The organism is Streptomyces sp. NPDC029041 (assembly GCF_040637515.1).
Lineage (GTDB): Bacteria > Actinomycetota > Actinomycetes > Streptomycetales > Streptomycetaceae > Streptomyces.
The window spans coordinates 548,756-570,061 of the sequence record NZ_JBEZWO010000005.1 but is presented as its reverse complement, the minus strand read 5'-3'; the positions used below and the strand labels follow the sequence as shown (position 1 = coordinate 570,061).

18 protein-coding genes are annotated in these 21,306 nt (G+C 71.6%); 6 read left to right on the top strand and 12 right to left on the bottom strand.

The window, feature by feature from the left end; translation table 11 throughout:
* Positions 1 to 72 precede the first annotated feature (72 nt).
* Positions 73 to 450, bottom strand: coding sequence for an STAS domain-containing protein (locus tag AB0F04_RS15960; protein WP_362041839.1), 378 nt, complete (start codon positions 448 to 450; stop codon positions 73 to 75).
* A gap of 239 nt (positions 451 to 689) precedes the next feature.
* Between AB0F04_RS15960 and AB0F04_RS15955 the strand changes: the two genes are divergently transcribed.
* The gene (locus tag AB0F04_RS15955) at positions 690 to 1,616 is read left to right on the top strand and encodes an RNA polymerase sigma factor SigF (RefSeq protein WP_362041838.1); all 927 of its coding nucleotides are present in this window, start codon (positions 690 to 692) and stop codon (positions 1,614 to 1,616) included.
* A gap of 159 nt (positions 1,617 to 1,775) precedes the next feature.
* Here the strand turns inward: AB0F04_RS15955 and AB0F04_RS15950 are convergent, their stop codons facing one another.
* From AB0F04_RS15950 to hutU, 7 genes are all read right to left on the bottom strand, one after another.
* Complete coding sequence (locus AB0F04_RS15950) at positions 1,776 to 2,468, bottom strand: hypothetical protein (protein ID WP_362041970.1); 693 nt, start codon at positions 2,466 to 2,468, stop codon at positions 1,776 to 1,778.
* A gap of 28 nt (positions 2,469 to 2,496) precedes the next feature.
* Positions 2,497 to 2,850: a hypothetical protein gene (locus AB0F04_RS15945; RefSeq protein ID WP_362041836.1), complete on the bottom strand. Its 354-nt coding sequence runs from the start codon at positions 2,848 to 2,850 to the stop codon at positions 2,497 to 2,499.
* A 9-nt stretch (positions 2,851 to 2,859) separates the two neighbouring features.
* Complete coding sequence (locus AB0F04_RS15940) at positions 2,860 to 5,058, bottom strand: glycoside hydrolase domain-containing protein (RefSeq protein WP_362041833.1); 2,199 nt, start codon at positions 5,056 to 5,058, stop codon at positions 2,860 to 2,862.
* A 325-nt stretch (positions 5,059 to 5,383) separates the two neighbouring features.
* Positions 5,384 to 6,661 carry an imidazolonepropionase gene (gene hutI, locus AB0F04_RS15935; protein WP_362041831.1) on the bottom strand — a complete coding sequence of 426 codons (1,278 nt, stop codon included), beginning with the start codon at positions 6,659 to 6,661 and terminating at the stop codon, positions 5,384 to 5,386.
* The gene (locus AB0F04_RS15930) at positions 6,658 to 8,010 is read right to left on the bottom strand and encodes a formimidoylglutamate deiminase (protein WP_362041828.1); all 1,353 of its coding nucleotides are present in this window, start codon (positions 8,008 to 8,010) and stop codon (positions 6,658 to 6,660) included. Before AB0F04_RS15930 ends, hutI begins: the two co-directional genes overlap by 4 nt.
* Positions 8,001 to 9,203, bottom strand: coding sequence for an allantoate amidohydrolase (locus AB0F04_RS15925; RefSeq protein ID WP_362041967.1), 1,203 nt, complete (start codon positions 9,201 to 9,203; stop codon positions 8,001 to 8,003). The genes AB0F04_RS15930 and AB0F04_RS15925 overlap by 10 nt, the downstream gene beginning before the upstream one ends.
* Before the next feature lie 29 nt (positions 9,204 to 9,232).
* Positions 9,233 to 10,897: a urocanate hydratase gene (gene hutU, locus AB0F04_RS15920; RefSeq protein ID WP_362041827.1), complete on the bottom strand. Its 1,665-nt coding sequence runs from the start codon at positions 10,895 to 10,897 to the stop codon at positions 9,233 to 9,235.
* Between the two features lie 128 nt (positions 10,898 to 11,025).
* Here hutU and AB0F04_RS15915 point away from each other — a divergent pair, with 128 nt between their 5' ends.
* A complete protein-coding gene (locus tag AB0F04_RS15915) occupies positions 11,026 to 12,399 on the top strand; it encodes a diaminopimelate decarboxylase (RefSeq protein WP_362041826.1) in 1,374 nt (457 codons plus the stop codon).
* A gap of 488 nt (positions 12,400 to 12,887) precedes the next feature.
* Here the strand turns inward: AB0F04_RS15915 and AB0F04_RS15910 are convergent, their stop codons facing one another.
* Together AB0F04_RS15910 and AB0F04_RS15905 are read right to left on the bottom strand one after the other, a co-directional pair.
* The gene (locus AB0F04_RS15910) at positions 12,888 to 13,472 is read right to left on the bottom strand and encodes a hypothetical protein (protein ID WP_362041824.1); all 585 of its coding nucleotides are present in this window, start codon (positions 13,470 to 13,472) and stop codon (positions 12,888 to 12,890) included.
* 90 nt (positions 13,473 to 13,562) lie between these two features.
* Positions 13,563 to 14,405, bottom strand: a complete 843-nt coding sequence (locus AB0F04_RS15905) for a MurR/RpiR family transcriptional regulator (RefSeq protein ID WP_362041822.1) — start codon at positions 14,403 to 14,405, stop codon at positions 13,563 to 13,565.
* Positions 14,406 to 14,577: 172 nt separating this feature from the next.
* Here AB0F04_RS15905 and AB0F04_RS15900 point away from each other — a divergent pair, with 172 nt between their 5' ends.
* Positions 14,578 to 15,003, top strand: coding sequence for a hypothetical protein (locus AB0F04_RS15900; protein ID WP_362041965.1), 426 nt, complete (start codon positions 14,578 to 14,580; stop codon positions 15,001 to 15,003).
* Positions 15,004 to 15,044: 41 nt separating this feature from the next.
* Here the strand turns inward: AB0F04_RS15900 and AB0F04_RS15895 are convergent, their stop codons facing one another.
* Positions 15,045 to 15,806 carry an SDR family oxidoreductase gene (locus AB0F04_RS15895; RefSeq protein ID WP_362041819.1) on the bottom strand — a complete coding sequence of 254 codons (762 nt, stop codon included), beginning with the start codon at positions 15,804 to 15,806 and terminating at the stop codon, positions 15,045 to 15,047.
* A gap of 145 nt (positions 15,807 to 15,951) precedes the next feature.
* Between AB0F04_RS15895 and AB0F04_RS15890 the strand changes: the two genes are divergently transcribed.
* Positions 15,952 to 16,791: a helix-turn-helix transcriptional regulator gene (locus AB0F04_RS15890; protein ID WP_362041816.1), complete on the top strand. Its 840-nt coding sequence runs from the start codon at positions 15,952 to 15,954 to the stop codon at positions 16,789 to 16,791.
* A gap of 344 nt (positions 16,792 to 17,135) precedes the next feature.
* Here the strand turns inward: AB0F04_RS15890 and AB0F04_RS15885 are convergent, their stop codons facing one another.
* Positions 17,136 to 18,524, bottom strand: coding sequence for a cystathionine beta-synthase (locus AB0F04_RS15885; protein WP_362041813.1), 1,389 nt, complete (start codon positions 18,522 to 18,524; stop codon positions 17,136 to 17,138).
* Between the two features lie 156 nt (positions 18,525 to 18,680).
* Here AB0F04_RS15885 and AB0F04_RS15880 point away from each other — a divergent pair, with 156 nt between their 5' ends.
* Positions 18,681 to 19,706, top strand: a complete 1,026-nt coding sequence (locus AB0F04_RS15880) for an SGNH/GDSL hydrolase family protein (RefSeq protein ID WP_362041810.1) — start codon at positions 18,681 to 18,683, stop codon at positions 19,704 to 19,706.
* Positions 19,707 to 19,862: 156 nt separating this feature from the next.
* Positions 19,863 to 21,083 (top strand): acetyl-CoA C-acetyltransferase, encoded by a 1,221-nt coding sequence (locus AB0F04_RS15875; protein ID WP_362041807.1) that lies wholly within the window; start codon positions 19,863 to 19,865, stop codon positions 21,081 to 21,083.
* The last annotated feature ends 223 nt before the right edge of the window (positions 21,084 to 21,306 follow it).

Below are 21,306 nucleotides of genomic sequence, written 5' to 3'. Positions count from 1 at the left end.
GAAAGACGTGACGGGGCTGGGATGCCGGTCACAGGGGGATCGCCGAGGCACCGCGCGACGACGCACCGCCGGTCAGCCCGACTCGTCGGCCAGGGCCGCCTCGAGCGAGTCATGAACCCTGAAGACCGCGTCCGCACCCGTGATCTCGAACACGCGTGCCACCACCGGTTGCATACCGGCGAGCCAGACGCCACCCCCGGCGGCCTCGGCCTTCAGTCGCGCCCCGAGGAGCACGTTGAGTCCCGTGGAGTCACAGAACTCCAGGCGCGCGCAATCGATGACCAGGCGCTTGAATCCCTTGGCGAGGCAGTCCTCGAGTGGCTCACGCAACAAATCGGCGGTGTGGTGATCCAACTCACCCGCCGGGGTCACGACGGCACTAGAGCCCTCTTCCCGCACCTCCACCAGAAGCCGGCCAGACTGTGCGCTGCCGACCGTCCCGCGGTCCATGCCGTCTCTCTCTCCTGACGTCGAGGCTGCTTGCTGACGCCCTCGAACACTACGCCTTCCCAGCACGGTCCGACACCCGAACAACTACACACAAACGGACATATGCCCACAGAACGCACTTGCGGTGGGCTCGGGAAAGCGGGTAGGCCTAGTAAGGACACGTACCCGACACGGCCGGCTTTGGAGGCGCCGCACACCGCAGTGCACCTAACGGCTCCGGCAGCCATATGCCGAGAACGATGGAGGACATCATGTCACCCCGGCTCGACGGATCGCGTACCCACAAAGCGACGTCGACACCCCCTCCGGACCATCTGGATCCCATCGAGCAGGCCGAGATGCTCGTCACACAGGACGGCCTCCTCGCCGGACTTCCGGACATCCCCCCGTACGAGGAAGTCGACGCGGTCGACGCCCGGGCGTTGTCCAGGACCCTCTTCGAGCGTCTGGAGACGCTGGAGGAAGGGACCCACGAGTACTCGTACGTCCGCAACACGCTCGTCGAACTGAACCTCGCGCTGGTCAAGTTCGCCGCCTCCCGGTTCCGCTCCCGCAGCGAGCCGATGGAGGACATCATCCAGGTCGGCACCATCGGCCTGATCAAGGCGATCGACCGCTTCGAGCTGTCCCGCGGTGTGGAGTTCCCCACGTTCGCGATGCCGACCATCGTCGGCGAGATCAAGCGTTTCTTCCGCGACACCTCGTGGTCCGTGCGCGTCCCGCGGCGGCTGCAGGAGCTGCGGCTCGACCTGGCCAAGGCCGGTGACGAGCTGGCTCAGAAGCTGGACCGCGCCCCGACGGTGAAGGAGCTGGCCGAGCGCCTCGGCATCTCCAACGACGAGGTCGTCGAGGGCATGGCCGCGTCGAACGCCTACACCGCCTCCTCGCTGGACGCCCAGCCGGAGGAGGACGACTCCGAGGGCGCGCTCGCGGACCGCATCGGCTACGAGGACCACGGCCTCGAAGGCATCGAGTACGTCGAGTCCTTGAAGCCGCTGATAGCCGAACTCCCGCCGCGCGACCGGAAGATCCTGTCCCTGCGGTTCGTCGCGGGCATGACCCAGTCCGAGATCGGCGAAGAGCTCGGCATCTCGCAGATGCACGTCTCGCGGCTGCTGTCGCGGACGCTGATGAAGCTGCGCAAGGGGCTGACCGTCGAGGACTGAGTCCTCCCCTCCCTGCGGGGAAGAGGCTCCGGGCCACAACACCCGAGGGCGTTTCCTCCCCTGAGTGAGCGCCGCGGCCTCCTTGCAAGAGGAACAGGTGACGCTGTCCTCAGGGGGCGGACCGGACGGTCCGCCCCCTGAGTGCGTGCCGTAAGGGGCTCAGCCCGTCCGCTGTTCCTGCACCAGCTTCTTCGCGCGCTCGCGCCGGGACGGGGCCAGCACGTCGACCGTCACACCGGCGCCGTGCCCGGGTGTGGCCTCGGCCAGCCGCAGCCGGTCGGCGAGCTTGCGGACCGCCGCGTCGTCCGGCCCGCGGTCGACGTAGAACAGCGACTCGTCGACCGGGCTGTCGTCGCCGCCCCAGCGCACCACGCCCTCGCAGTCGGCGAGGATGTCGCGCACCGTCAGCACCTGCAGCGGGAAGAGGCTGCCGCTCGCGCCCGCGCCCGGACGGATCCGCACTGCGGTGCCCGAGGCGAGGTTGGACTCCGGCCGGCCCTTCTCCAGGCCGCCGATCCGCTGCCAGCCCGCCAGGTCGACGCGGTTCAGCTGCTCGACCTCGTAGTGGTAGCGCCGGACGACGCGGAGCAGGATCGCCTCCACGTCGCCGATCCGGACGTCGACCTCGAGGCCGGTACCCGGGACGGGGCGCGTCCAGACGGTGGAGACGTGGTTGGCCTCCTTCTCCAGGGTCCAGCCGTTGGCTGAGGTGGGGGCCTTCTTCCGGGCGGCGCTCAGGGGAGCGCTCGCGGGGGCGGCCACGGCGGTGGCCGGCGCGAGTGAACCGGCGGCTGCCGTGACTGCGATCACCCCGGCTCCCTTGACCAGGGTCCGTCTCGGTATGCCGATCATGCTGTTGCGCGCATTGTCGGACACGTTTTCAGTTCCTTCCCAGGCTGATGACGATGAGAGTGAGCGTGGGCAGTGCGGTGGCCGCCGCGCTCAGCAGCCAGTACCTGCCGGGTGACAGTGCCGTCCTGCGGCGGAACGGGCGGTTGGCCAGCCACCAGATGAGGCCGAACAGGAGGAAGATCGGTGTCGCGACCATCACCCAGGGGAGCACTCCGTCGTTCTCGGTGGGCTCGCGGTCGGTCCAGCCCAGCGAGGCGAGGGGCCAGTTCGCCGCGAAATACCACAGGACGAACGCGGGCACCACGGCCGGAATCCCCAGCAGGACGTTGACGACCAGGGGGAAGCTCAGCCGGAGCCACTGGTGTGGGGTGCTCGTCTGCATGTGGTCTCTCTAACCGCGCGACAGCATGTTGTAGTTCTCCAGTTGGTTGTACAGGCCGAGCAGCTCACGGCCGTACTTCGCGGCGTCGTCGCCGGTGCCGTTGTACCGGGCCAGCAGGGCCTGGGGCTGGGCCGGGGTGGTGGTCAGGCTCGGCCGGGGCGCGCCGATCTGGTGGGCGTTGTAGATCGTCAGGTACGCCACCGAGCGGATGTTGTACGTCGGGTCCTCGTTGAGCTGCTTCCACACGGTGGGGATGTCGTCGTCCGTGAGCGGCGAGCCGTTGATGATGCCCTGTTCCCGGCAGTAGTTGCGGGCATCGATCGTCACCCAGGCGAAGATCTGGCCCCAGCCGGTGCTGCAGTCGTCGTCCAGCCCCTTCTTCACTGCCTCGTCGGCTGCGATGTCCAAGGGGTTCAGCTTGCGCAGCTCCCACAGGACCGGCGCCTGGATGAGCGCCTTGCGGAGCCTGAGCTGCCGTGCGAGCGAGGTGAACAGCCAGTCCGCGCTCAGCACCAGGTCGACGGCCTTGGTGGTGGAGATGCCGCCGAGCGTGGCCCAGTCGTCATCGGGCTCCCAGTTCTCGCCACCGGTCTCCGGCACGCCGATCGAGGTCAGGTACGCCTGGACGTCCTTGAGCAGGGAGTCCCGGTACGCGTCCTTGTCCAGGTCCGTGTCAAGCCCCCCGAGGTCGGCGCCGGGGTTGAAGCTGCTCTGGCCGAAGTCCCGGCCGGAGACGATGTTGTTGTCGATCTCGATCAGACCCGACCCCGAGCCGACCTTGATGGTGGAGATCTGGTCGAACGCCCAGTTGGTGGGCAGCGGGTAGCCGAGGTTGCCGGAGAAGCCGCTGGACATGTCGGAGACGAAGCTGGTCGCCGCATAGCCCGCGTCGGCGACACGCTGGCAGACGTTGCGCGGGCCGTAGACGCCGATGCCGTAGCCGGAGTTCTCGCCGATCGTGCGCATCACACCCCGGAAGTGCGGGATGATGTAGTCCGTGACCTCGCCGTCCATCGCGTCGTAGTCGACGGCGAAGTAGATGATGGTGCCGGGCTTGAAGCCGTGGTACTCGGCCCACTCGATCGCGCGGAACGCGTCCGCGGTGCCCTGGTTGTAGCTGAAGTAGTCGGCCGACCGGCTCCAGGTCTGGAAGATCGGGAAGCAGTTGAGGCCGTACTCCTTGATGGTGGCCAGTTCGCCCGGCTGGATCTGCTTCTCCGGCAGGCTCGTGCTGGAGGGGTTGTAGAGGTACCGGCCGATGTACTTGTAGCCGGCGTCCTTCAGGGCCTGCGCCCGGGCGGGCGTGATCATGGTGACGCCGTCGCAGGCGGTGCCCTTGCGGGATTGGTCGCCGTAGGAGACCAGCAGCGAGGCCCAGGTCTGGAAGTCGCCCTTGCCGGTGACCGGGAGCTTGCTGAAGGACTGGAAGGTCTCCACGCCGGACTGCACCGTGGAGGTGAAGTTGCCGAACGGCACGTTGCGTTTGTTCAGCACCATGGCCGCGGTGAACAGCTGCGCCCAGACGCCGGTGGTGCCGGTGGACACGGTGTGGCTCTTCAGGCCGGACTGTGTGCCGGGCCCGAACACACCGTTGGCGACGCCGTCCGCCATGCCCAGCTCGTACTGGATCGCGAACAGCATCGACTTGGCGACGTCACGGGAGTGGTGGCCGTCGCAGGGAATGACGTAGAAGTCCTTGCGCAGGATGTAACGGCCGTTCAGCCACTGCTGGATGGTGCGGATGGTGTCCGAGCCGTCGTTGACGGTGACGTAGGCGTCCATGTTGAACAGGCCCTTGACCACCTTGGGCCACAGGGAGCTGCCCGGGTACGTGCCGGAGACGCCCATGTTCTGGTTGAGCTTCACGACCGCGGCCTTGACCCGGTCGTTGTACTGGCCGTCGATCTCGCCGCCGTCGTAGCCCTTGCAGTACAGGGCGGACTGGATGATGCGGCAGAAGTTGGCCGACGGGATGGTCGTCTCGTCGAGCTTGCCGTACTTCTCCCCGATCTTCCCGAGAGTGGTCGGGCCGAAGGAGTCGGACAGGGCGGTGATGCCCATCTCGTACTGGAGCGCCCGGGTCAGGGCGTACATCACGGGCCAGCCGGTCTGGCCGTTCTCGTCCAGCTTGGATATGCCCAGCGTGGCGCCGTTGTTGTAGGTGGTGTTGATGAATCTCTGGGCGCGCTGCACCATCTCGTCTGCCATGGGCTTCCTCCTGTCGTCCGGATGGTGAGGCGGGGAGGAAAGCGCTGTCACCTCGGCGCGGCCACGGTGCGAAACCCACGTGTCCGTGCTGGAACTGCACCCCCCGTCGGGGGGCATGGCAAAGAAAACCCCCCTCGTCGCGTACGGCCGGCGCACGGGTCATGGTGCGCGGTGCGACTGGCGCGATCTTCCGTCGCGCCGTGAGGGGGGTCAAGTCCGTTATGCGCGGGAGGTGTTGATCGGACGGATCGTCAACTGCGATGTGTCATGCACTTGTGATGCATACGGTGGGGAAATCGTGCACAACCTTCGGGCCGTTCGGCAGTCAGAGCACCCGCTCGCCGCGCCGCCACACCCCGCTGACCAGGGGGACGCCGGGCCGGTAGGCCAGGTGGACGTGGCTCGGGGCGTCGAGGAGCGTCAGGTCGGCGTAGGCGCCCGGGGTGAGACGGCCGACGTCGTCGCGCCGGAGGGCCGCCGCCCCTCCCGCCGTGGCCGACCACACCGCCTCGTCGGGGGTCATGCCCATGTCCCGTACGGCGAGCGCGACGCAGAACGGGACGGACGAGGTGAAGGACGAGCCGGGATTGCAGTCCGTGGACAGCGCCACCGTGACACCCGCGTCCAGCAGCCGCCGCGCGTCCGGCCACTCGGCCCGCGTGGAGAACTCGGCGCCGGGCAGCAGGGTGGCGACCGTACGGCTGCCCGCCAGGGCGTCCACATCCGCGTCGGTGAGGTGGGTGCAGTGGTCGGCGCTGGCCGCGTCGAGCTCGACCGCGAGCTGCACGCCGGGGCCGTACGACAGCTGGTTGGCGTGGATGCGGGGGTGCAGGCCCCGGGCCTTGCCCGCGGTGAGGATCGCGCGGGCCTGGTCGCCGTCGAAGGCGCCCTTCTCGCAGAAGACGTCGATCCAGCGGGCGTGCGGGGCGCAGGCCTCCAGCATCTCGCCGGTGACCAGCGCGACATAGCCGGCCGGGTCCTCGGCGAAGTCCGGCGGGACGATGTGGGCGCCCAGGTAGGTGACCTCGTCGGTGTGGGCGGCGGCGATGCGCAGGGCCCGGGCCTCGTCCTCGACGGTCAGGCCGTAGCCGGACTTGGTCTCGAACGTGGTGGTGCCCTGGCGGAGGGCCTCGCTCAGGTAACGGGTGACGTTGGCCTCGAGTTCCTCGTCGCTCGCCGCCCGCGTGGCCGCGACCGTGGTGCGGATGCCGCCCGCGCTGTACGGCCGCCCGGACATCCGGGCGTTGAACTCCTGCGTCCGGTCGCCCGCGAAGACGAGGTGGGAGTGGGAGTCGACGAAGCCGGGGAGGACCGCGCGGCCGCCGGCGTCGACCCGATTGTCAGTGGCGGGTGCTTTGCTTCGGTCACCGGTCCACACGACGCGGTCGCCTTCGATGACGACGGCCGCGTCCTGGACCAGTCCGAGGGGGGATCCGTCACCGAGGGAGGGGTCGTTGGTGACCAGGCTGGCGATGTTGGTGATGAGCGTGCTTGCGGTGCTCGCGGAGTGGGCGGGGCTGACGGTCGTCGCGTTGCTCATGGCGTCCTTGGTGGCCTGGTCGGCGGTGGGTTCGGATTCGCTGCCCGGATGCTTCGGCTTCATCCGCGCAGGGCTTCGACGGCGTCCGCGAGGGCCCGCGGCACATCCGGCACGAGGGAGTGGACCCCGTCCCGTACGACGTGCCGGCCTGCCACGACCGTATGCGACACGTCCGCTGCCGACGCGGCGAATACGGCCGTCTCGGCCCCGAGCCGCGGAAGCGGCCCTGCCGTCCTGACCGAGTCCAGCGCGACGGTGGTGAAGTCGGCGAGCGCGCCGGTCTCCAGGGCGCCGGCCTCGTCCCAGCCGAGGGCCGCGTGGCCGTCGGGCGAGGCCGCCCGCAGCAGGGCCGCCGCCGTCCAGTGACCCCGGGTGCGGGTGCGCAGCCGCTCGTTCAGTTCCAGGGCGCGCGCCTCTTCGAGCAGGTCGATCACGGCGTGGCTGTCGGAGCCGAGACAGAGCCGTGAGCCCTCGTTCTGCAGGGCGACGGCCGGCCCGATGCCGTCCGCGAGGTCCCGCTCGGTGGTCGGGCACATGCAGGTGCCGGTGCCGCTGCCGCCGATCAGGGAGATGTCCTCGGCGGTGAGGTGGGTGTTGTGGACGCCGGTGGTGCGCGGCCCTAGGACGCCGTGCAGGGCCAGGAGCTGGGTCGGGGTGCAGCCGTGGATCTCCCGGCACGCCTCGTTCTCGGCGGTCTGCTCCGACAGGTGCACATGGAGCGGGGCCCGCCGCTCCTCGGCCCACCGCGCGACGGTTGCCAACTGGTCGGCGGGCACGGCCCGTACGGAGTGGATCGCCGCGCCGATCCGTGCGTGATCCCGTTCCTTGAGAAGTGAAGAGCGTGCGGCCCAGGCCTCGGCGTCCCCGTCGGAGAAGCGGAGCTGGTGGGTGGTGGGCGGCTGCCCGAAGCCGGAGGAGAGGTAGGCGGTGTCGAGGAGGGTGATGCGGATACCGGCTTCGGCGGCTGCTGCGATGAGGGCCTCGCCCATGGCGTTGGCATCGGCGTAGGGGGTGCCGCCGGGGGCGTGGTGGACGTAGTGGAACTCGCCGACCGCCGTGATGCCGGCCAGGGCCATCTCGGCGTACACCGCGCGGGCGAGGGCGTGGTAACTGTCCGGGGTGAGCCGGGCGGCCGTGGCGTACATGACCTCGCGCCAGGTCCAGAAGGTGCCGGAGCCGACCTGGACGGTGCCGCGCAGGGCGCGGTGGAAGGCGTGGCTGTGGGCGTTGGCCAGGCCGGGCAGGGTGAGCCCGCGCAGGACCTCGGCGCCGGGGGGCGGGGCGGGGACGCCGGTGCGGACGGCGGCGATGCGGCCGTCGGCGACCTCCAGGACCACGCCTGGCTCGACGTGGGTGCCCAGCCAGGCGTGCTCCAGCCAGTACGTCCGCGGGGCTGCTGTCGTCACCTGCACGCCAGTCCTTCCAGTACGTCGGCGAGTGCGAGTACCCCGGCCACGCAGTCGTCCTCGCTCGCGGACTCGGCCGGGGAGTGGGAGACGCCGGTGGGGTTGCGCACGAACAGCATGGCGGTCGGGATGCTCCCGGACAGGATCCCGGCGTCGTGTCCGGCGCCGGTGCCGAGGACGGGGACGGTGAGGCCGGTGTCCGTGCCGAGGATGCGGGCCAGTTCGTCGCGCAGGGCGTGGTCGAACTCGACGACGGGGGTGAAGGACTCACGGACGACGTCGAGGTCGACGCCGTGCGCGTCCGCATAGCTCCGGGCCGCCTTCTCGATACCGCCGACCACGGTGTCGAGGCGCGTCTGGTCCTCGGCACGGGAGTCGAGCCAGCCGCGCACCAGGGAAGGGATGGCGTTGACGCCGTTGGGTTCCACGGCGATCTTGCCGAAGGTGGCCACGGCCCCGGCCAGTTCGGCCTCGCGCCGGGCGGCGAGGACGGTCTCGGCGTAGGACAGCATGGGATCGTGGCGGTCGGCGAGGCGGGTGGTGCCGGCGTGGTTGGCCTCGCCGCGGAAGTCGAACCGCCAGCGGCCGTGCGGCCAGATGGCGCTGGCGATGCCGACCCGGTCGCCGGACAGGTCCAGGGCCCGGCCCTGTTCGACGTGCAGTTCGACGAAGGCGCCGATGCGGGCGAGCCGTTCGGGGTCCGGTCCGATGGCGTCCGGGTCGTATCCGGCCGCCTCCATGGCCCGGGGCAGGGTCACGCCGTCGCCGTCGGTGAGGCGGTGCGCCTGCTCGCGGGTGAGCTGCCCGGCGGTGAGCCGGGACCCGACGCAGGCGAGCCCGAACCGGGCGCCCTCCTCGTCGCCGAAGTTCACGATGGCGAGGGGCCGTTCGAAGCGGGCGTCCCTGCCGCGCAGCTCGTCCAGCGCGGCGAAGGCGGACACGACGCCGAGGGGGCCGTCGAAGGCGCCACCGTCCGGAACGGAGTCCAGGTGCGACCCGGTGACGACGGCGTCGCCCTCGGCGGGGTCCCCGAGCCAGGCCCACTGGTTGCCGTTCCGGTCGAGCTCGTAGCGCAGCCCGCGGGCGGTGGCCTGGTCCTCGAACCAGGCCCGGCAGTCGCCGTCGACGCCGCTCCAGGCGAACCTGCGGTAGCCGCCGGAGTCCGGGTGGCGTCCGAGGGGGAGCAGCTCGCGCCACATCTGGTGGAAGGAGCTGCCGGTGTCCTGGGTCACGCCGGGTCACCTTCGCGCATGGGGACGCGGACGCCCCGCTCCCCCGCCACCGACTCGGCGATGTCGTACCCGGCGTCGACGTGCCGGATGACGCCCATGCCCGGGTCGTTGGTGAGCACCCGGCGGATCTTCTCGCCCGCGAGTGCCGTGCCGTCGGCCACGGTCACCTGCCCCGCGTGGATGGACCGCCCCATGCCGACGCCGCCGCCGTGGTGGATCGACACCCAGGACGCCCCGGAGGCGACGTTCACCATGGCGTTCAGCAGCGGCCAGTCGGCGATCGCGTCGGAGCCGTCGAGCATGGCCTCGGTCTCGCGGTAGGGGGAGGCGACGGAGCCGCAGTCGAGGTGGTCGCGGCCGATGACGACCGGTGCGGCGAGCTCCCCGCTCGCGACCATGTCGTTGAACCGCTCACCGGCCTTGTCGCGCTCGCCGTAGCCGAGCCAGCAGATGCGGGCGGGCAGGCCCTGGAAGTGGACGCGTTCGCCGGCCATCTTGATCCAGCGGGCCAGGGACTCGTTCTCCGGGAAGAGGTCGAGGATCGCCTTGTCGGTCTTGGCGATGTCGGAGGCCTCGCCGGACAGGGCGGCCCAGCGGAAGGGGCCCTTGCCCTCGCAGAACAGGGGGCGGATGTAGGCGGGGACGAAGCCGGGGAAGGCGAAGGCGCGGTCGTATCCGGCGAGCTGGGCCTCGCCGCGGATGGAGTTGCCGTAGTCGAAGACCTCGGCGCCGGAGTCCATGAAGCCGACCATGGCCTCGACGTGCCGGGCCATGGACTCGCGGGCCCGGGTGGTGAAGCCGGCCGGGTCCTTGGCGGCGGCGTCGGCCATGTCCTCGAAGGCGGTGCCCAGCGGCAGGTAGGCCAGGGGGTCGTGGGCCGAGGTCTGGTCGGTCACGATGTCGATGGGCGCGCCCTTGGCGAGGAGCTGCGGGACCAGTTCGGCGGCGTTGCCGAGGACGCCGATGGACAGGGGGCGGCGGGCGTCGCGCGCCTCGGTCGCCAGCTTCAGGGCGTGGTCGGGGGAGTCGGCCTTCACGTCGAGGTACCGGTGCTCGATGCGCCGCTCGATGGCGCGCGGGTCGCAGTCGATGCAGATCGCCACGCCGTCGTTCATCGTGACGGCGAGCGGCTGGGCGCCGCCCATGCCGCCGAGACCGGCGGTGAGGGTGATGGTGCCGGCCAGGGTCCCGCCGAACTTCTTCGCGGCGACGGCGGCGAAGGTCTCGTAGGTGCCCTGGAGGATGCCCTGGGTGCCGATGTAGATCCAGGAACCGGCGGTCATCTGGCCGTACATGGTCAGGCCGAGGTGTTCGAGGCGGCGGAACTCCTCCCAGTTGGCCCAGTCGCCGACGAGGTTGGAGTTGGCGATGAGGACGCGCGGGGCCCACTCGTGGGTCTGCATGACGCCGACGGGACGGCCGGACTGGACCAGCATGGTCTCGTCCTGCTTCAGGCCCTGCAGGGTGCGCACCATGGCGTCGAACGACCGCCAGTCGCGGGCCGCCTTGCCGGTGCCGCCGTAGACGACGAGCTTGTCGGGGTGCTCGGCGACCTCCGGGTCGAGGTTGTTCTGCAGCATCCGCAGGGCGGCTTCCTGCTGCCATCCCAGGGCGCTCGGTTCCGTGCCGCGCGGCGCTCGGACGGGGCGGGGTCCTGACATGGTCTGCCTCCTGGTGGGTGCTCCCGGCGGAATGTTGCCGCTTCTATTCACATCCTGGACTCATGAATAGAGCTAGTCAATACGTCGGGGCGTCGGCGCGGCGGTGGTGTGGATGTTTGGCTGGACGCATGGGCACACACATCGACGCGAAAGAGCCGGACGGTACCGGGACCGGGCGGGCGGCCCGGCGCGACGAGGCGGTGCGGGCCGCCGTCGAGCAGGGGCTGCTGGGGGAGGACAGCCCCGTCATCGGGCTGCTGGACGTCGTCGGCATCCGGGAGTCGGCGGGGGAACTGCGGGCGGTGTTCGAGGCGGTGGTGGCGCCGGGCACGCCCGTGCTGCACGCCTTCGCGGTGAAGGCGACCCCGCTGGTGCCGGTCCTGCGGCTGCTGCGCGAGGAGGGCGTCGGTGCGGAGGTCGCGAGCCCGGGCGAGCTGGCCCTGGCGAGGGCTGCCGGCGTGCCGTCGCGGATGACGGTCCTCGACTCGCCCGCGAAGACGCCGGCCGAGCTGCGCGAGGCCCTGGACCTGGGCATCGCCGTCAACGCGGACAACCCGCAGGAGCTGGACCGCATCGACTCCCTGATGCGGTCACGGGCGGGCCGCTCTCCCCTGGGGATCCGGGTGAATCCACAGGTGGGCGGCGGTTCCATCGAGGCGCTGTCCACGGCCACGGCCACCTCGAAGTTCGGGGTGGCGCTGCGCGACGAAGGGGCCCGGGAGTGGGTCGTCCAGGCGTATCTGGACCGACCGTGGCTGACCCGGCTGCACACGCACACCGGGTCCCAGGGCGTTCCCCTGGCCCTCATGGCACAGGGCGTGGCGCAGACGTACGCGCTGGCGGAGGAGATCAACCGGCGGGCCGGGCGGCGGCAGGTCGACACGCTCGACATCGGCGGCGGCCTGCCGGTGAACTTCGCGTCGGAGGAGACGACCCCGACGTACGCGCAGTACGCGCGGCTGCTGGCGGAGGAGGTACCGGGGCTGGTCGACGGGCGGTACGGGCTGGTCACCGAGTTCGGGCGGTCGCTGCTGGCGAAGCACGGGACGGTGGTGGCACGGGTCGAGTACGCGAAGGCCTCCGGCGGCCGGGCGGTGGCGGTGACGCATGCCGGGGTGCAGGTGGCCGCGCGGACGGTGTACGCGCCGGGAAGCTGGCCGTTGCGGATCTCCGCGTACGACGCGAAGGGGCGGCCGAAGGAGGGGCCGGTGGTGGTGCAGGACGTCGCGGGGCCGGCCTGTTTCGCGGGGGACCTGCTGGCCGAGGGGCGGTCCATGCCGCTGCTGGAGCAGGGGGACTACGCGGCGGCGCTGGACACCGGGGCGTACTACTTCGCGCACCACTACGGCTACAACTCGCTGGTGCGGCCCGGGGTGTACGGGTTCGGGCCGGGCGGGCGGTTCGCGGTGGTGCGGCGGGCGCAGACCGTGGAGGAGGTCGTTGCCGAGTCGGGTGGGGCGGAGGCCGATGCGTTGACGCGAGGGCCGCGGGAGGTTCCGTAGGGTCCCGGCCTCGGGTGCGTCGTGGCTGCTCGCGCAGTTCCCCGCGCCCCTGGGGTCGGCGAACCACTGCCCGATCACACACGCCGCGTGGCGGAGCCGCAGATCGATGCGGACCCGCGCCCCTGGGTCGGCCGACCACCGCCCGAGCACAGCGCAAGGGGTCTGCCCGGGAGCCCGACTGCGGGCGCGTCGGGGCTGCTCGCGCAGTTCCCCGCGCCCCCGGGGTCGGCGAACCACTGCCCGATCACACACGCCCGCCTGGCGGAGCCGCAGATCGATACGGCCCCGCGCCCCTGGGTCGGCCGACCACCGCCCGAGCACAGCGCAAGGGGTCTGCCCGGGAGCCCGACCGCGGGCGCGTCGGGGCTGCTCGCGCAGTTCCCCGCGCCCCCGGGGTCGGCCAACCACTGCCCGATCACACACGCCCGCCTGGCGGAGCCGCAGATCGATACGGCCCCGCGCCCCTGGGTCGGTCGACCCCTGGCCGATCACACCAACGCCGGTGTCTTCCTCCGGGCTCCTCCCGGTGCCGCGTCGCCCGCCGCGATGCCCGTGCTGCGGTAGGCCTTCACCCGCTTGCCGGCCGGGTGGGCCGCTCCCCCGCGCAGCCAGTCCACGCGGACCCACAGCAGCGCGTCACCGTCCCGCTCCCGGCGGCCCAGCCAGGCCGACTTCAGCCACAGGCCGGCGCCGCAGCCCGCCAGGAGCATGCCACCGGCCGCCGGGGCGGCGAACGCGCTGCCCAGGGCGGCGAGGAAGGCGAGGAGGAGCCACCAGCGGTGTCCGCGGCTCCAGTTGCGTACCGTGACCGCGCGGTCCTGGAGTACGTCGTGTTTTCCGGCCCGGGACGCCGAGGCGGCCAGGGCCGCGTAGCGCTTGCGACGGCCGCAGGCCACGGCGGCTGCCGCCAGGACGAAGAGGGCCGCTCCCGCCAGGACGCCGATGCGGCGTCCGGTCAGGCCCGGGGCGAGCAGGCCGATGCCCGCCGCGAGGACTCCGAGCCACCACAGCGGGGCCGCCCCCGCCCGTACGACGACGGCCACCCGGGCCAGTCCCTGTCCTCCGCGTGTCACGTCCAGCCTCCGTCCGGTCTCCGAAGCTTTGGGGAGCCGAAGGGTAGCGGCGCAGTGTGAGACGAGTCTGAGAAGCCGCGTGGCGTGCCGTCAGTCGACGAACAGCCCCCGAGCCGCCGCCTTCGTGTCGAACTCCTCCAGGCGGGCCTGCGCCTGGGGCAGGTCGTCGCACATGGCCTCGAGCAGGACCCGGCCGAGCAGCATCGGCGCACAGGCCGTGTCGAAGGCGAGGCCGGTGCCGACGGCGGCGGGGAGCAGCAGGTCGGACACCTTGGCGACGGGTGCGAAGGCGGAGTCGGCGACCGTGACGACGGTCAGCCCGGCCTCCTTGGCGTAGCCGAGGGTGTCGACGACCTCGCGGGGGTGCCGGGGCAGCGCGAAACAGAGCAGTGCGCTGGCGCCGGCCCGGACGGCTGCGTCGATGCGGTCCTGGAGCATCGTGCCGCCCTCGCCGAGCAGCCGTACGTCGGGGTGGACCTTGGCGGCGAAGTAGGCGAAGCCGTGCGCCTGAGCGGCGGCGGCCCGCAGACCGAGGACGAGGAGGGGGCGGGAGGCCGCGAGGAGGCGCCCCGCGCGCTGCACGGGCGCCGGGTCGGCCAGCGCTTCCGCCAGGTGCCGCAGGTTCGCGATCTCGGCCTCGACGGCCTGCTGGTACTCGTTGTGGGCCCCGGCCTCCTCGGCGGGTTCGGCGGGGGCGACCTCCCGCAGATGGCGCCGCAGGGCGGGGTAGCCGTCGAAGCCCAGGGCGACGGCGAAGCGGGTCACGGACGGCTGGCTGACCCCGGCCAGCTCGGCGAGCTCCACGCTCGACAGGAACGGCACGTCGGCGGCGCGCCGCACCATGCTGTGCGCGATGCGCCGCTGGGTGGGCGTCAGCCGGTGGCCCTCGAAGAGTGCCTGCAGCCGCGCGGCAGGGCTGTCGGTCACGCTCATGACGTGCTCCCCCTCGCCTATTCAGTAGCTGAGGATTCTGCATGAGCATATGCAGGGCGGCAAGCCGGACCCCAGGGGGCCGGGGGCCCGACCGCGAGCCCCCGGCGCAACAGGGGGGCTAACCCCAGTGCGTCCGGCGGTCGCGCTTTCTACCGTGGTCCGCATGACGGGAATGGACGCGCGGGACACCGACCTGAAGAAGGAACTCGACGCCACCCTGCACGCCCGCAGGGAGCTGGGCGAGGACTACGAGTCGGCGCTGGTCGACTCCTTCCTGGAGAAGGTCGACCACCGGATCGACGACGCGGTGGAGCGCCGTGTGCGCCGGCAGCTCGCCGAGCAGCAGATGCAGACGGCCCGGGACGCCCGGTCGCCGAGGGCCACGGACTCCTGGGGCGAGCGGTTCGGCTTCGGGATCGTCTCCCTGGTCCTCGCGGTGCCGCTGTCCGCGATCGGCGGGGGCCTGGCGCAGCTGCCCGGCCTGCTGGTCGCCTGGGCGGGCATCGTAGGCGTCAACGTCGCCCAGGCGGCCCGCACCAATCCGAACCTCTTCGGCCGCCGCCCCAAGTCCTCCCGGGACGGCGGCTGGGAGGACTGAGCGCCCTGCCCCGGTCCGCTTCAGACCTGCCCCGGTCCTCTTCAGACCTGCCGCGTCGGCAGCGCGACGATCTGCCGCAGATTGACCCGGCGGGGCCGGCTCGTCACATAGGCCACCAGGTCGGCCAGCTCCTCCGCGGACAGCGCGCCCACCACGTCGAGCATGCCCTCGACCTGCCGGGACAGTTCCGCGTCGGCGATGTGGGTGCGCAGCTCGCTCTCGACGAATCCGGGCTCGATGTTGGTGATCCGAACGTCCCGCGGCCCGAACTCCCCGCGCAGGGCTTCCGACAGATAGGTCACTGCCGCCTTGGACGCGCCGTACACCGCGTAGTTCGGGAAGCTGAGGTGCGCGGCGACGGACGAGATGTTCACGATGTCGGCCGTACGGCCGTCCGCGGCGGCGCTCACCAGGTCGCCGGTGAAGGCGCCGATCATCCGCAGCACCCCGGCGACGTTGGTGTCGAGCATCCGCTGCCACTCGTCGGTGCGCCGGGCGTCCACGGGGTGAGGCAGCATGACACCGGCGCAGTTCACGACCAGGTCGACGGTCCCGTACTCCGCGTGGACGCGGTCGGCGATGTCCGCCACGGACGTCTCGTCGGTGACGTCGGCCGCGACGGCCAGGGCCTGCCCGCCGTCGGCCCGGATCTTCCCGGCGATCGCCGTGAGCCGTTCCGTACGCCGGGCCACCAGCGCCACCCGGGCACCCTGGGCGGCCAGCAGCACGGCGACGGCCTCGCCGATCCCGCTCGCGGCTCCGGTGACGACGGCGGTACGGCCGGCCAGGCTGTCGTACGGCATGGGGTTCCTCCTCGGTGCCTGCCGGGGCGTCTCCCCGGCCTGGGACACCACCCTCGGCGGCCTCGTCCCGCCTACCCAGGGCTGCGCTCATCCTGGGTCTGCCAGTACCAGGTTCGCCGGGCCCGGACGGCCTAGGCTCGGGCCCATGGACGGAGAACTGGGGGACTTCCTGCGCTCGCGCCGCGCCCGGATCCGGCCGGAGGAGGTGGGGCTGCCGTCGTACGGCCGCCGCCGCGTCCCGGGCCTGCGCCGCGAGGAGGTGGCGCAGCTGGCCGGGGTGAGCGTCGACTACTACGTCCGTCTCGAGCAGGGCAGGGGGCCCGGGGCTCCCTCCCGGACCAGGTCCGGGGGTGTCTCGGACGCCGTGCTGGACGCGATCGCCCGGGTGCTGCGGCTGGACGAGGCCGAGCACGAGTACCTGCGGGCGGTGGCCCGGCCGCGCCGGCGGGACAGGCACGGGCAGGCCGCCCCGCGGGTGCGCCCCGGTGTCCAGCTGCTCCTGGACGGCATGGACCGCAATCCCGCCTACGTCCTGGACCACCGCATGGACGTCCTGGCCTGGAACCCCCTCGCCGAAGCCGTACTCGGCTCCGGCGACACGGGCGACCTCAGCCTGCCGCGCCGTCTCTTCCTCGACCCCGCCTCGCGCGAGCTCTACCCGGACTGGGCCGACGTCACCGCCCAGCTGGTCGCGCACCTGCGTCTGCAGGCGGGCCACCATCCCGGCGACCCCGCCACGGGGGAGCTCGTCGCCGAACTCGCCCGGGCCAGCGAGGAGTTCCGCCGACTGTGGGGGGATCACCTGGTCAAGCCCTGCGACCACGGCGTGAAGCTCCTGCGGCACCCGGTCGCGGGCCTGCTGACCCTCCCCTACGAGACGCTCACCATCCCGGGGGCGCCGGACCAGACGATCGTGGTGTACACGCCCGAACCCGGTTCCGGGACGGCGGAGAGGCTCCAGCTGCTGGGCAGCTGGGGGGCGTAGACGGCGTCGGGGGAGAGAGATGCGCGGGGACCGCCGCACCCCCGTGAACGGGGGGCGGGACGACGGCGGTCCCCGCGAAGGACGCGGGTCCGGTCAGGCCGGGCGTGCGCGTCCATGGCGTCCGTGGAGGTCCGGGAGCCGCTCCGGAGGTCCTGTGACGCCGTTCGGCGCCGGCCGGGGCGGGGAGCCGCTCCCGCCCTTGCCGACACCCACCAATGTGCAGGACCCGTGTTAAGCGAGTGCTGCGCGAATATGACACCCGCGTACCGGTTCCGCGGAGCCGGTGAGGATCACGGACGCCGCAAGTTCACCCGGTTCACGGGCGGTTCACCGGATGTCTGCCGTCACTTCCCCGTGCGGGCGAGGAAGGACAGCAGGTCCTGCCGGCTGACCACACCGGTCGGCTTGCCCTCGACGAGGACGATCGCCGCGTCCGCCTTGCCCAGCACGGCCATCAGGTCCGCGACCGGCTCGCCGGAGCCGACCTGCGGCAGCGGAGCGGACATGTGCTTCTCCAGCGGGTCCTCCAGCGAGGCGTTCTTGCTGAACAGCGCGTCCAGCAGCTCGCGTTCCACGACCGAGCCGACGACCTCGGCCGCCATCACGTCGGGGTGGCCGGCGCCCGGCTTGACGACCGGCATCTGCGAGACGCCGTACTCGCGCAGCACCTCGATGGCCTGACCGACCGTCTCCTCGGGGTGCATGTGGACGAGGGAGGGCATGCGGTCGCCCTCCTTGTCGTTCAGGACGTCGCCGACCCGGGCGCTCGGGCCCGTGTCCTCCAGGAAGCCGTAGTCGGCCATCCACTCGTCGTTGAAGATCTTGCTGAGGTAGCCGCGGCCGCTGTCGGGCAGGAGGACCACGACGACGTCGTCCGGGCCGAGGCGCTCGGCGACCTCCAGCGCGGCGACGACCGCCATGCCGCAGGAGCCGCCCACCAGGAGGCCCTCCTCCTTGGCCAGGCGGCGGGTCATCTGGAAGGAGTCCTTGTCGGAGACGGCGACGATCTCGTCCGCGACGGTCCGGTCGTAGGCGGTCGGCCAGAAGTCCTCACCGACGCCCTCGACCAGGTAGGGCCGGCCCGAGCCCCCGGAGTAGACGGAGCCCTCGGGGTCCGCGCCGACGACCTTCACGGAGCCGCCGCTGATCTCCTTGAGGTAGCGGCCGGTCCCGGAGATGGTGCCGCCGGTGCCCACGCCCGCCACGAAGTGGGTGATCTTCCCCTCCGTCTGCTCCCAGAGCTCCGGGCCGGTCGAGTGGTAGTGGGAGAGCGGGTTGTTGGGGTTGGAGTACTGGTCCGGCTTCCAGGCCCCGGGCGTCTCACGGACCAGCCGGTCGGAGACGTTGTAGTACGAGTCCGGGTGCTCGGGGTCGACGGCCGTCGGGCAGACGACGACCTCGGCACCGTAGGCGCGCAGTACGTTGATCTTGTCGGTGCTCACCTTGTCGGGGCACACGAAGATGCACTTGTACCCCTTCTGCTGGGCGACGATGGCGAGCCCGACGCCGGTGTTGCCGCTGGTCGGCTCGACGATCGTGCCGCCGGGCTTGAGCGCGCCGCTCTCCTCCGCCGCCTCGATCATGCGCAGGGCGATGCGGTCCTTCACCGAACCGCCGGGGTTGAAGTACTCCACCTTGGCCAGGACGGTCGCCCTGATGCCCTTGGTCACGCTGTTGAGCTTCACCAGCGGGGTGTTGCCGACGAGGCTGATCATCGAGTCGTGGAACTGCACCGTTGTCTCCGGATGCCGCAGAAGTGGTCTGAGTGGTGCCGCCAGCCTATGACCTCGCGGTGGTCCGTGACGGTCGTTCACTCCCCGTCGCGATTGGGCGACGGCCTGTACGGGGCAAGCACTGGGTGTACGGGTTCGAGGAGGTGGCAGCGACGCATGACGAGCATGTCGAGGGCGAGGGTGGCCCGGCGGATCGCGGCCGGCGCGGCGTACGGCGGCGGCGGGGTCGGTCTGGCCGGGGCGGCCGCACTGGGGCTGGTGCTGGCCGAGGTGCAGCTGGCGCGGCGCCGGGTGGGCAACGGCACGTCCCCTCGTGTGCCGCACGCGGACGGGCTGTACGGCCGTACGTACGCCGCTCCGGCCGGGGCACCGCTGAGGCTGACGATGCTGGGTGACTCCACGGCCGCGGGCCAGGGCGTGCACCGGGGCGGGCAGACACCGGGGGCGCTGCTGGCGTCGGGGCTGGCCGCGCTGGCGGAGCGCCCGGTGGAGCTGCGTACGGTGGCGACCCCGGGCGCCTGTTCGGACGACCTGGACCGCCAGGTGTCCCTGGTGCTGGCCGCTCCCGGCCCCGTGCCCGACATCTGCGTGATCATGGTCGGGGCGAACGACGTCACCCACCGCATGCCGGCGACCCGCTCGGTGCGCTGTCTGGCCTCGGCGGTGCGGCGGCTGCGCACGGCCGGTGCGGAGGTCGTGGTCGGCACCTGCCCGGACCTCGGCACGATCGAGCCGGTTCGGCAGCCCCTGCGCTGGCTGGCCCGGCGGGCCTCCCGTCAGCTGGCGGCGGCCCAGACGATCGGCGTCGTCGAACAGGGCGGCCGCACGGTGTCGCTGGGCGACCTGCTGGGCCCCGAGTTCGCGGAGAACCCGCGCGAGCTGTTCGGCCCGGACAGCTACCACCCCTCGGCCGAGGGCTACGCGACGGCGGCGATGGCGGTGCTGCCGACCGTCTGCGCATCGCTGGGGCTGTGGCCCGCCGAGGAGGAGCGCCCGGACGCCTCCCGCCGCGAGGGCTTCCTTCCGGTGGCACGGGCGGCGGCGGAGGCCGCCTCGGAGGCGGGCACGGAGGTCGCGGCGGCGATGCCGAGCGGGCCGCGCGGGCCATGGGCCCTGCTGAAACGCCGGCGGCGCCGGCGGGTACCCGAGCAGGAGCCGACCCCCGCGACGCCTTCGAGCTGAGGAGCGCCGAACCCCTTCGAGCCGGGGAGCACCGCAAAGCAAGCGCTTGGAAACTGCGGTCAGGGTCACACCGTGACACCCGTGACCCGGGCCGATACGTACGGGTAACTTCCCAGTGAGCCCTGCCAGACCACCCGGTACGTCAATGGAGCCGTGATGCCCGAAGCCGTGATCGTCTCAGCCGCCCGCTCCCCCATCGGCCGCGCCTTCAAGGGCTCCCTGAAGGACGTGCGGCCGGACGACCTGACCTCCACGATCATCCAGGCCGCACTGGCCAAGGTCCCCGAGCTGGACCCGAAGGACATCGACGACCTGATGCTCGGCTGCGGCCTGCCCGGTGGCGAGCAGGGGCACAACCTCGGCCGCGTCGTGGCCGTGCAGATGGGCATGGACCACCTGCCGGGCTGCACCATCACCCGGTACTGCTCCTCCTCCCTGCAGACCTCCCGCATGGCCCTGCACGCCATCAAGGCCGGTGAGGGCGACGTCTTCATCTCGGCCGGTGTCGAGACGGTCTCCCGTTACGCCAAGGGCAACTCCGACAGCCTCCCCGACACGCACAACCCGCTGTTCGCCGACGCCGAGGCCCGTACCGCCGCGGTCGCCGAGTCCGAGGGCTCGACCTGGCACGACCCGCGCGAGGACGGCCTGCTGCCCGACCCGTACATCGCCATGGGTCAGACCGCCGAGAACCTGGCCCGCGTCAAGGGCGTCACCCGCCAGGACATGGACGAGTTCGGCGTCCGCTCGCAGAACCTCGCCGAGGAGGCCATCAAGAACGGCTTCTGGGAGCGCGAGATCACCCCGGTGACCCTGCCCGACGGCACGGTCGTCTCCAAGGACGACGGCCCCCGCGCCGGCGTCACCCTGGAGGGCGTGCAGGGCCTCAAGCCGGTCTTCCGCCCCGACGGCATGGTCACGGCCGCCAACTGCTGCCCGCTGAACGACGGCGCCGCGGCCCTCGTGATCATGTCCGACACCAAGGCCCGCGAGCTCGGCCTCACCCCGCTCGCCCGCATCGTCTCCACCGGCGTCTCCGGCCTCTCGCCCGAGATCATGGGCCTCGGCCCGGTCGAGGCGAGCAAGCAGGCATTGCGGCGGGCCGGCCTGACCATCGACGACATCGACCTGGTCGAGATCAACGAGGCGTTCGCCGCCCAGGTGATCCCCTCCTACCGCGACCTGGGCATCCCGCTGGAGAAGCTGAACGTCAACGGCGGCGCGATCGCCGTCGGCCACCCCTTCGGCATGACCGGCGCCCGCATCACGACCACGCTGATCAACTCCCTCCAGTTCCACGACAAGCAGTTCGGCCTGGAGACGATGTGCGTCGGCGGCGGCCAGGGCATGGCCATGGTCATCGAGCGCCTCAGCTGAGCGGCAGCCCGTAGCCGTCATAGCACCCGCTGTGAGATCCCGGCCCAGAACCCTGAAAACACCAGGGTTCTGGGCTGTTTTGTGATCCAATCTCCCCCAGGATGTGACCTATCTCCCTCCGCCAGGGGAGAAGCGCAGGTCACAGTAGCCCCACCCCCTCCCCCGATACCGAAGCCCTGTCCGTTTCGTGATGTTACGCACTGACAGCTGGTTAGTCCGCCCT

Bases quoted from the DNA above. Each gene is read 5' to 3' on its own strand.
- AB0F04_RS15960 (WP_362041839.1), bottom strand. From the start codon at position 450: ATGGACCGCGGGACGGTCGGCAGCGCACAGTCTGGCCGGCTTCTGGTG.
- AB0F04_RS15955 (WP_362041838.1), top strand. From the start codon at position 690: ATGGAGGACATCATGTCACCCCGGCTCGACGGATCGCGTACCCACAAA.
- AB0F04_RS15950 (WP_362041970.1), bottom strand. From the start codon at position 2,468: ATGATCGGCATACCGAGACGGACCCTGGTCAAGGGAGCCGGGGTGATC.
- AB0F04_RS15945 (WP_362041836.1), bottom strand. From the start codon at position 2,850: ATGCAGACGAGCACCCCACACCAGTGGCTCCGGCTGAGCTTCCCCCTG.
- AB0F04_RS15940 (WP_362041833.1), bottom strand. From the start codon at position 5,058: ATGGCAGACGAGATGGTGCAGCGCGCCCAGAGATTCATCAACACCACC.
- hutI (WP_362041831.1), bottom strand. From the start codon at position 6,661: ATGAAGCCGAAGCATCCGGGCAGCGAATCCGAACCCACCGCCGACCAG.
- AB0F04_RS15925 (WP_362041967.1), bottom strand. From the start codon at position 9,203: ATGTGGCGCGAGCTGCTCCCCCTCGGACGCCACCCGGACTCCGGCGGC.
- hutU (WP_362041827.1), bottom strand. From the start codon at position 10,897: ATGTCAGGACCCCGCCCCGTCCGAGCGCCGCGCGGCACGGAACCGAGC.
- AB0F04_RS15915 (WP_362041826.1), top strand. From the start codon at position 11,026: ATGGGCACACACATCGACGCGAAAGAGCCGGACGGTACCGGGACCGGG.
- AB0F04_RS15905 (WP_362041822.1), bottom strand. From the start codon at position 14,405: ATGAGCGTGACCGACAGCCCTGCCGCGCGGCTGCAGGCACTCTTCGAG.
- AB0F04_RS15900 (WP_362041965.1), top strand. From the start codon at position 14,578: ATGGACGCGCGGGACACCGACCTGAAGAAGGAACTCGACGCCACCCTG.
- AB0F04_RS15895 (WP_362041819.1), bottom strand. From the start codon at position 15,806: ATGCCGTACGACAGCCTGGCCGGCCGTACCGCCGTCGTCACCGGAGCC.
- AB0F04_RS15890 (WP_362041816.1), top strand. From the start codon at position 15,952: ATGGACGGAGAACTGGGGGACTTCCTGCGCTCGCGCCGCGCCCGGATC.
- AB0F04_RS15880 (WP_362041810.1), top strand. From the start codon at position 18,681: ATGACGAGCATGTCGAGGGCGAGGGTGGCCCGGCGGATCGCGGCCGGC.
- AB0F04_RS15875 (WP_362041807.1), top strand. From the start codon at position 19,863: ATGCCCGAAGCCGTGATCGTCTCAGCCGCCCGCTCCCCCATCGGCCGC.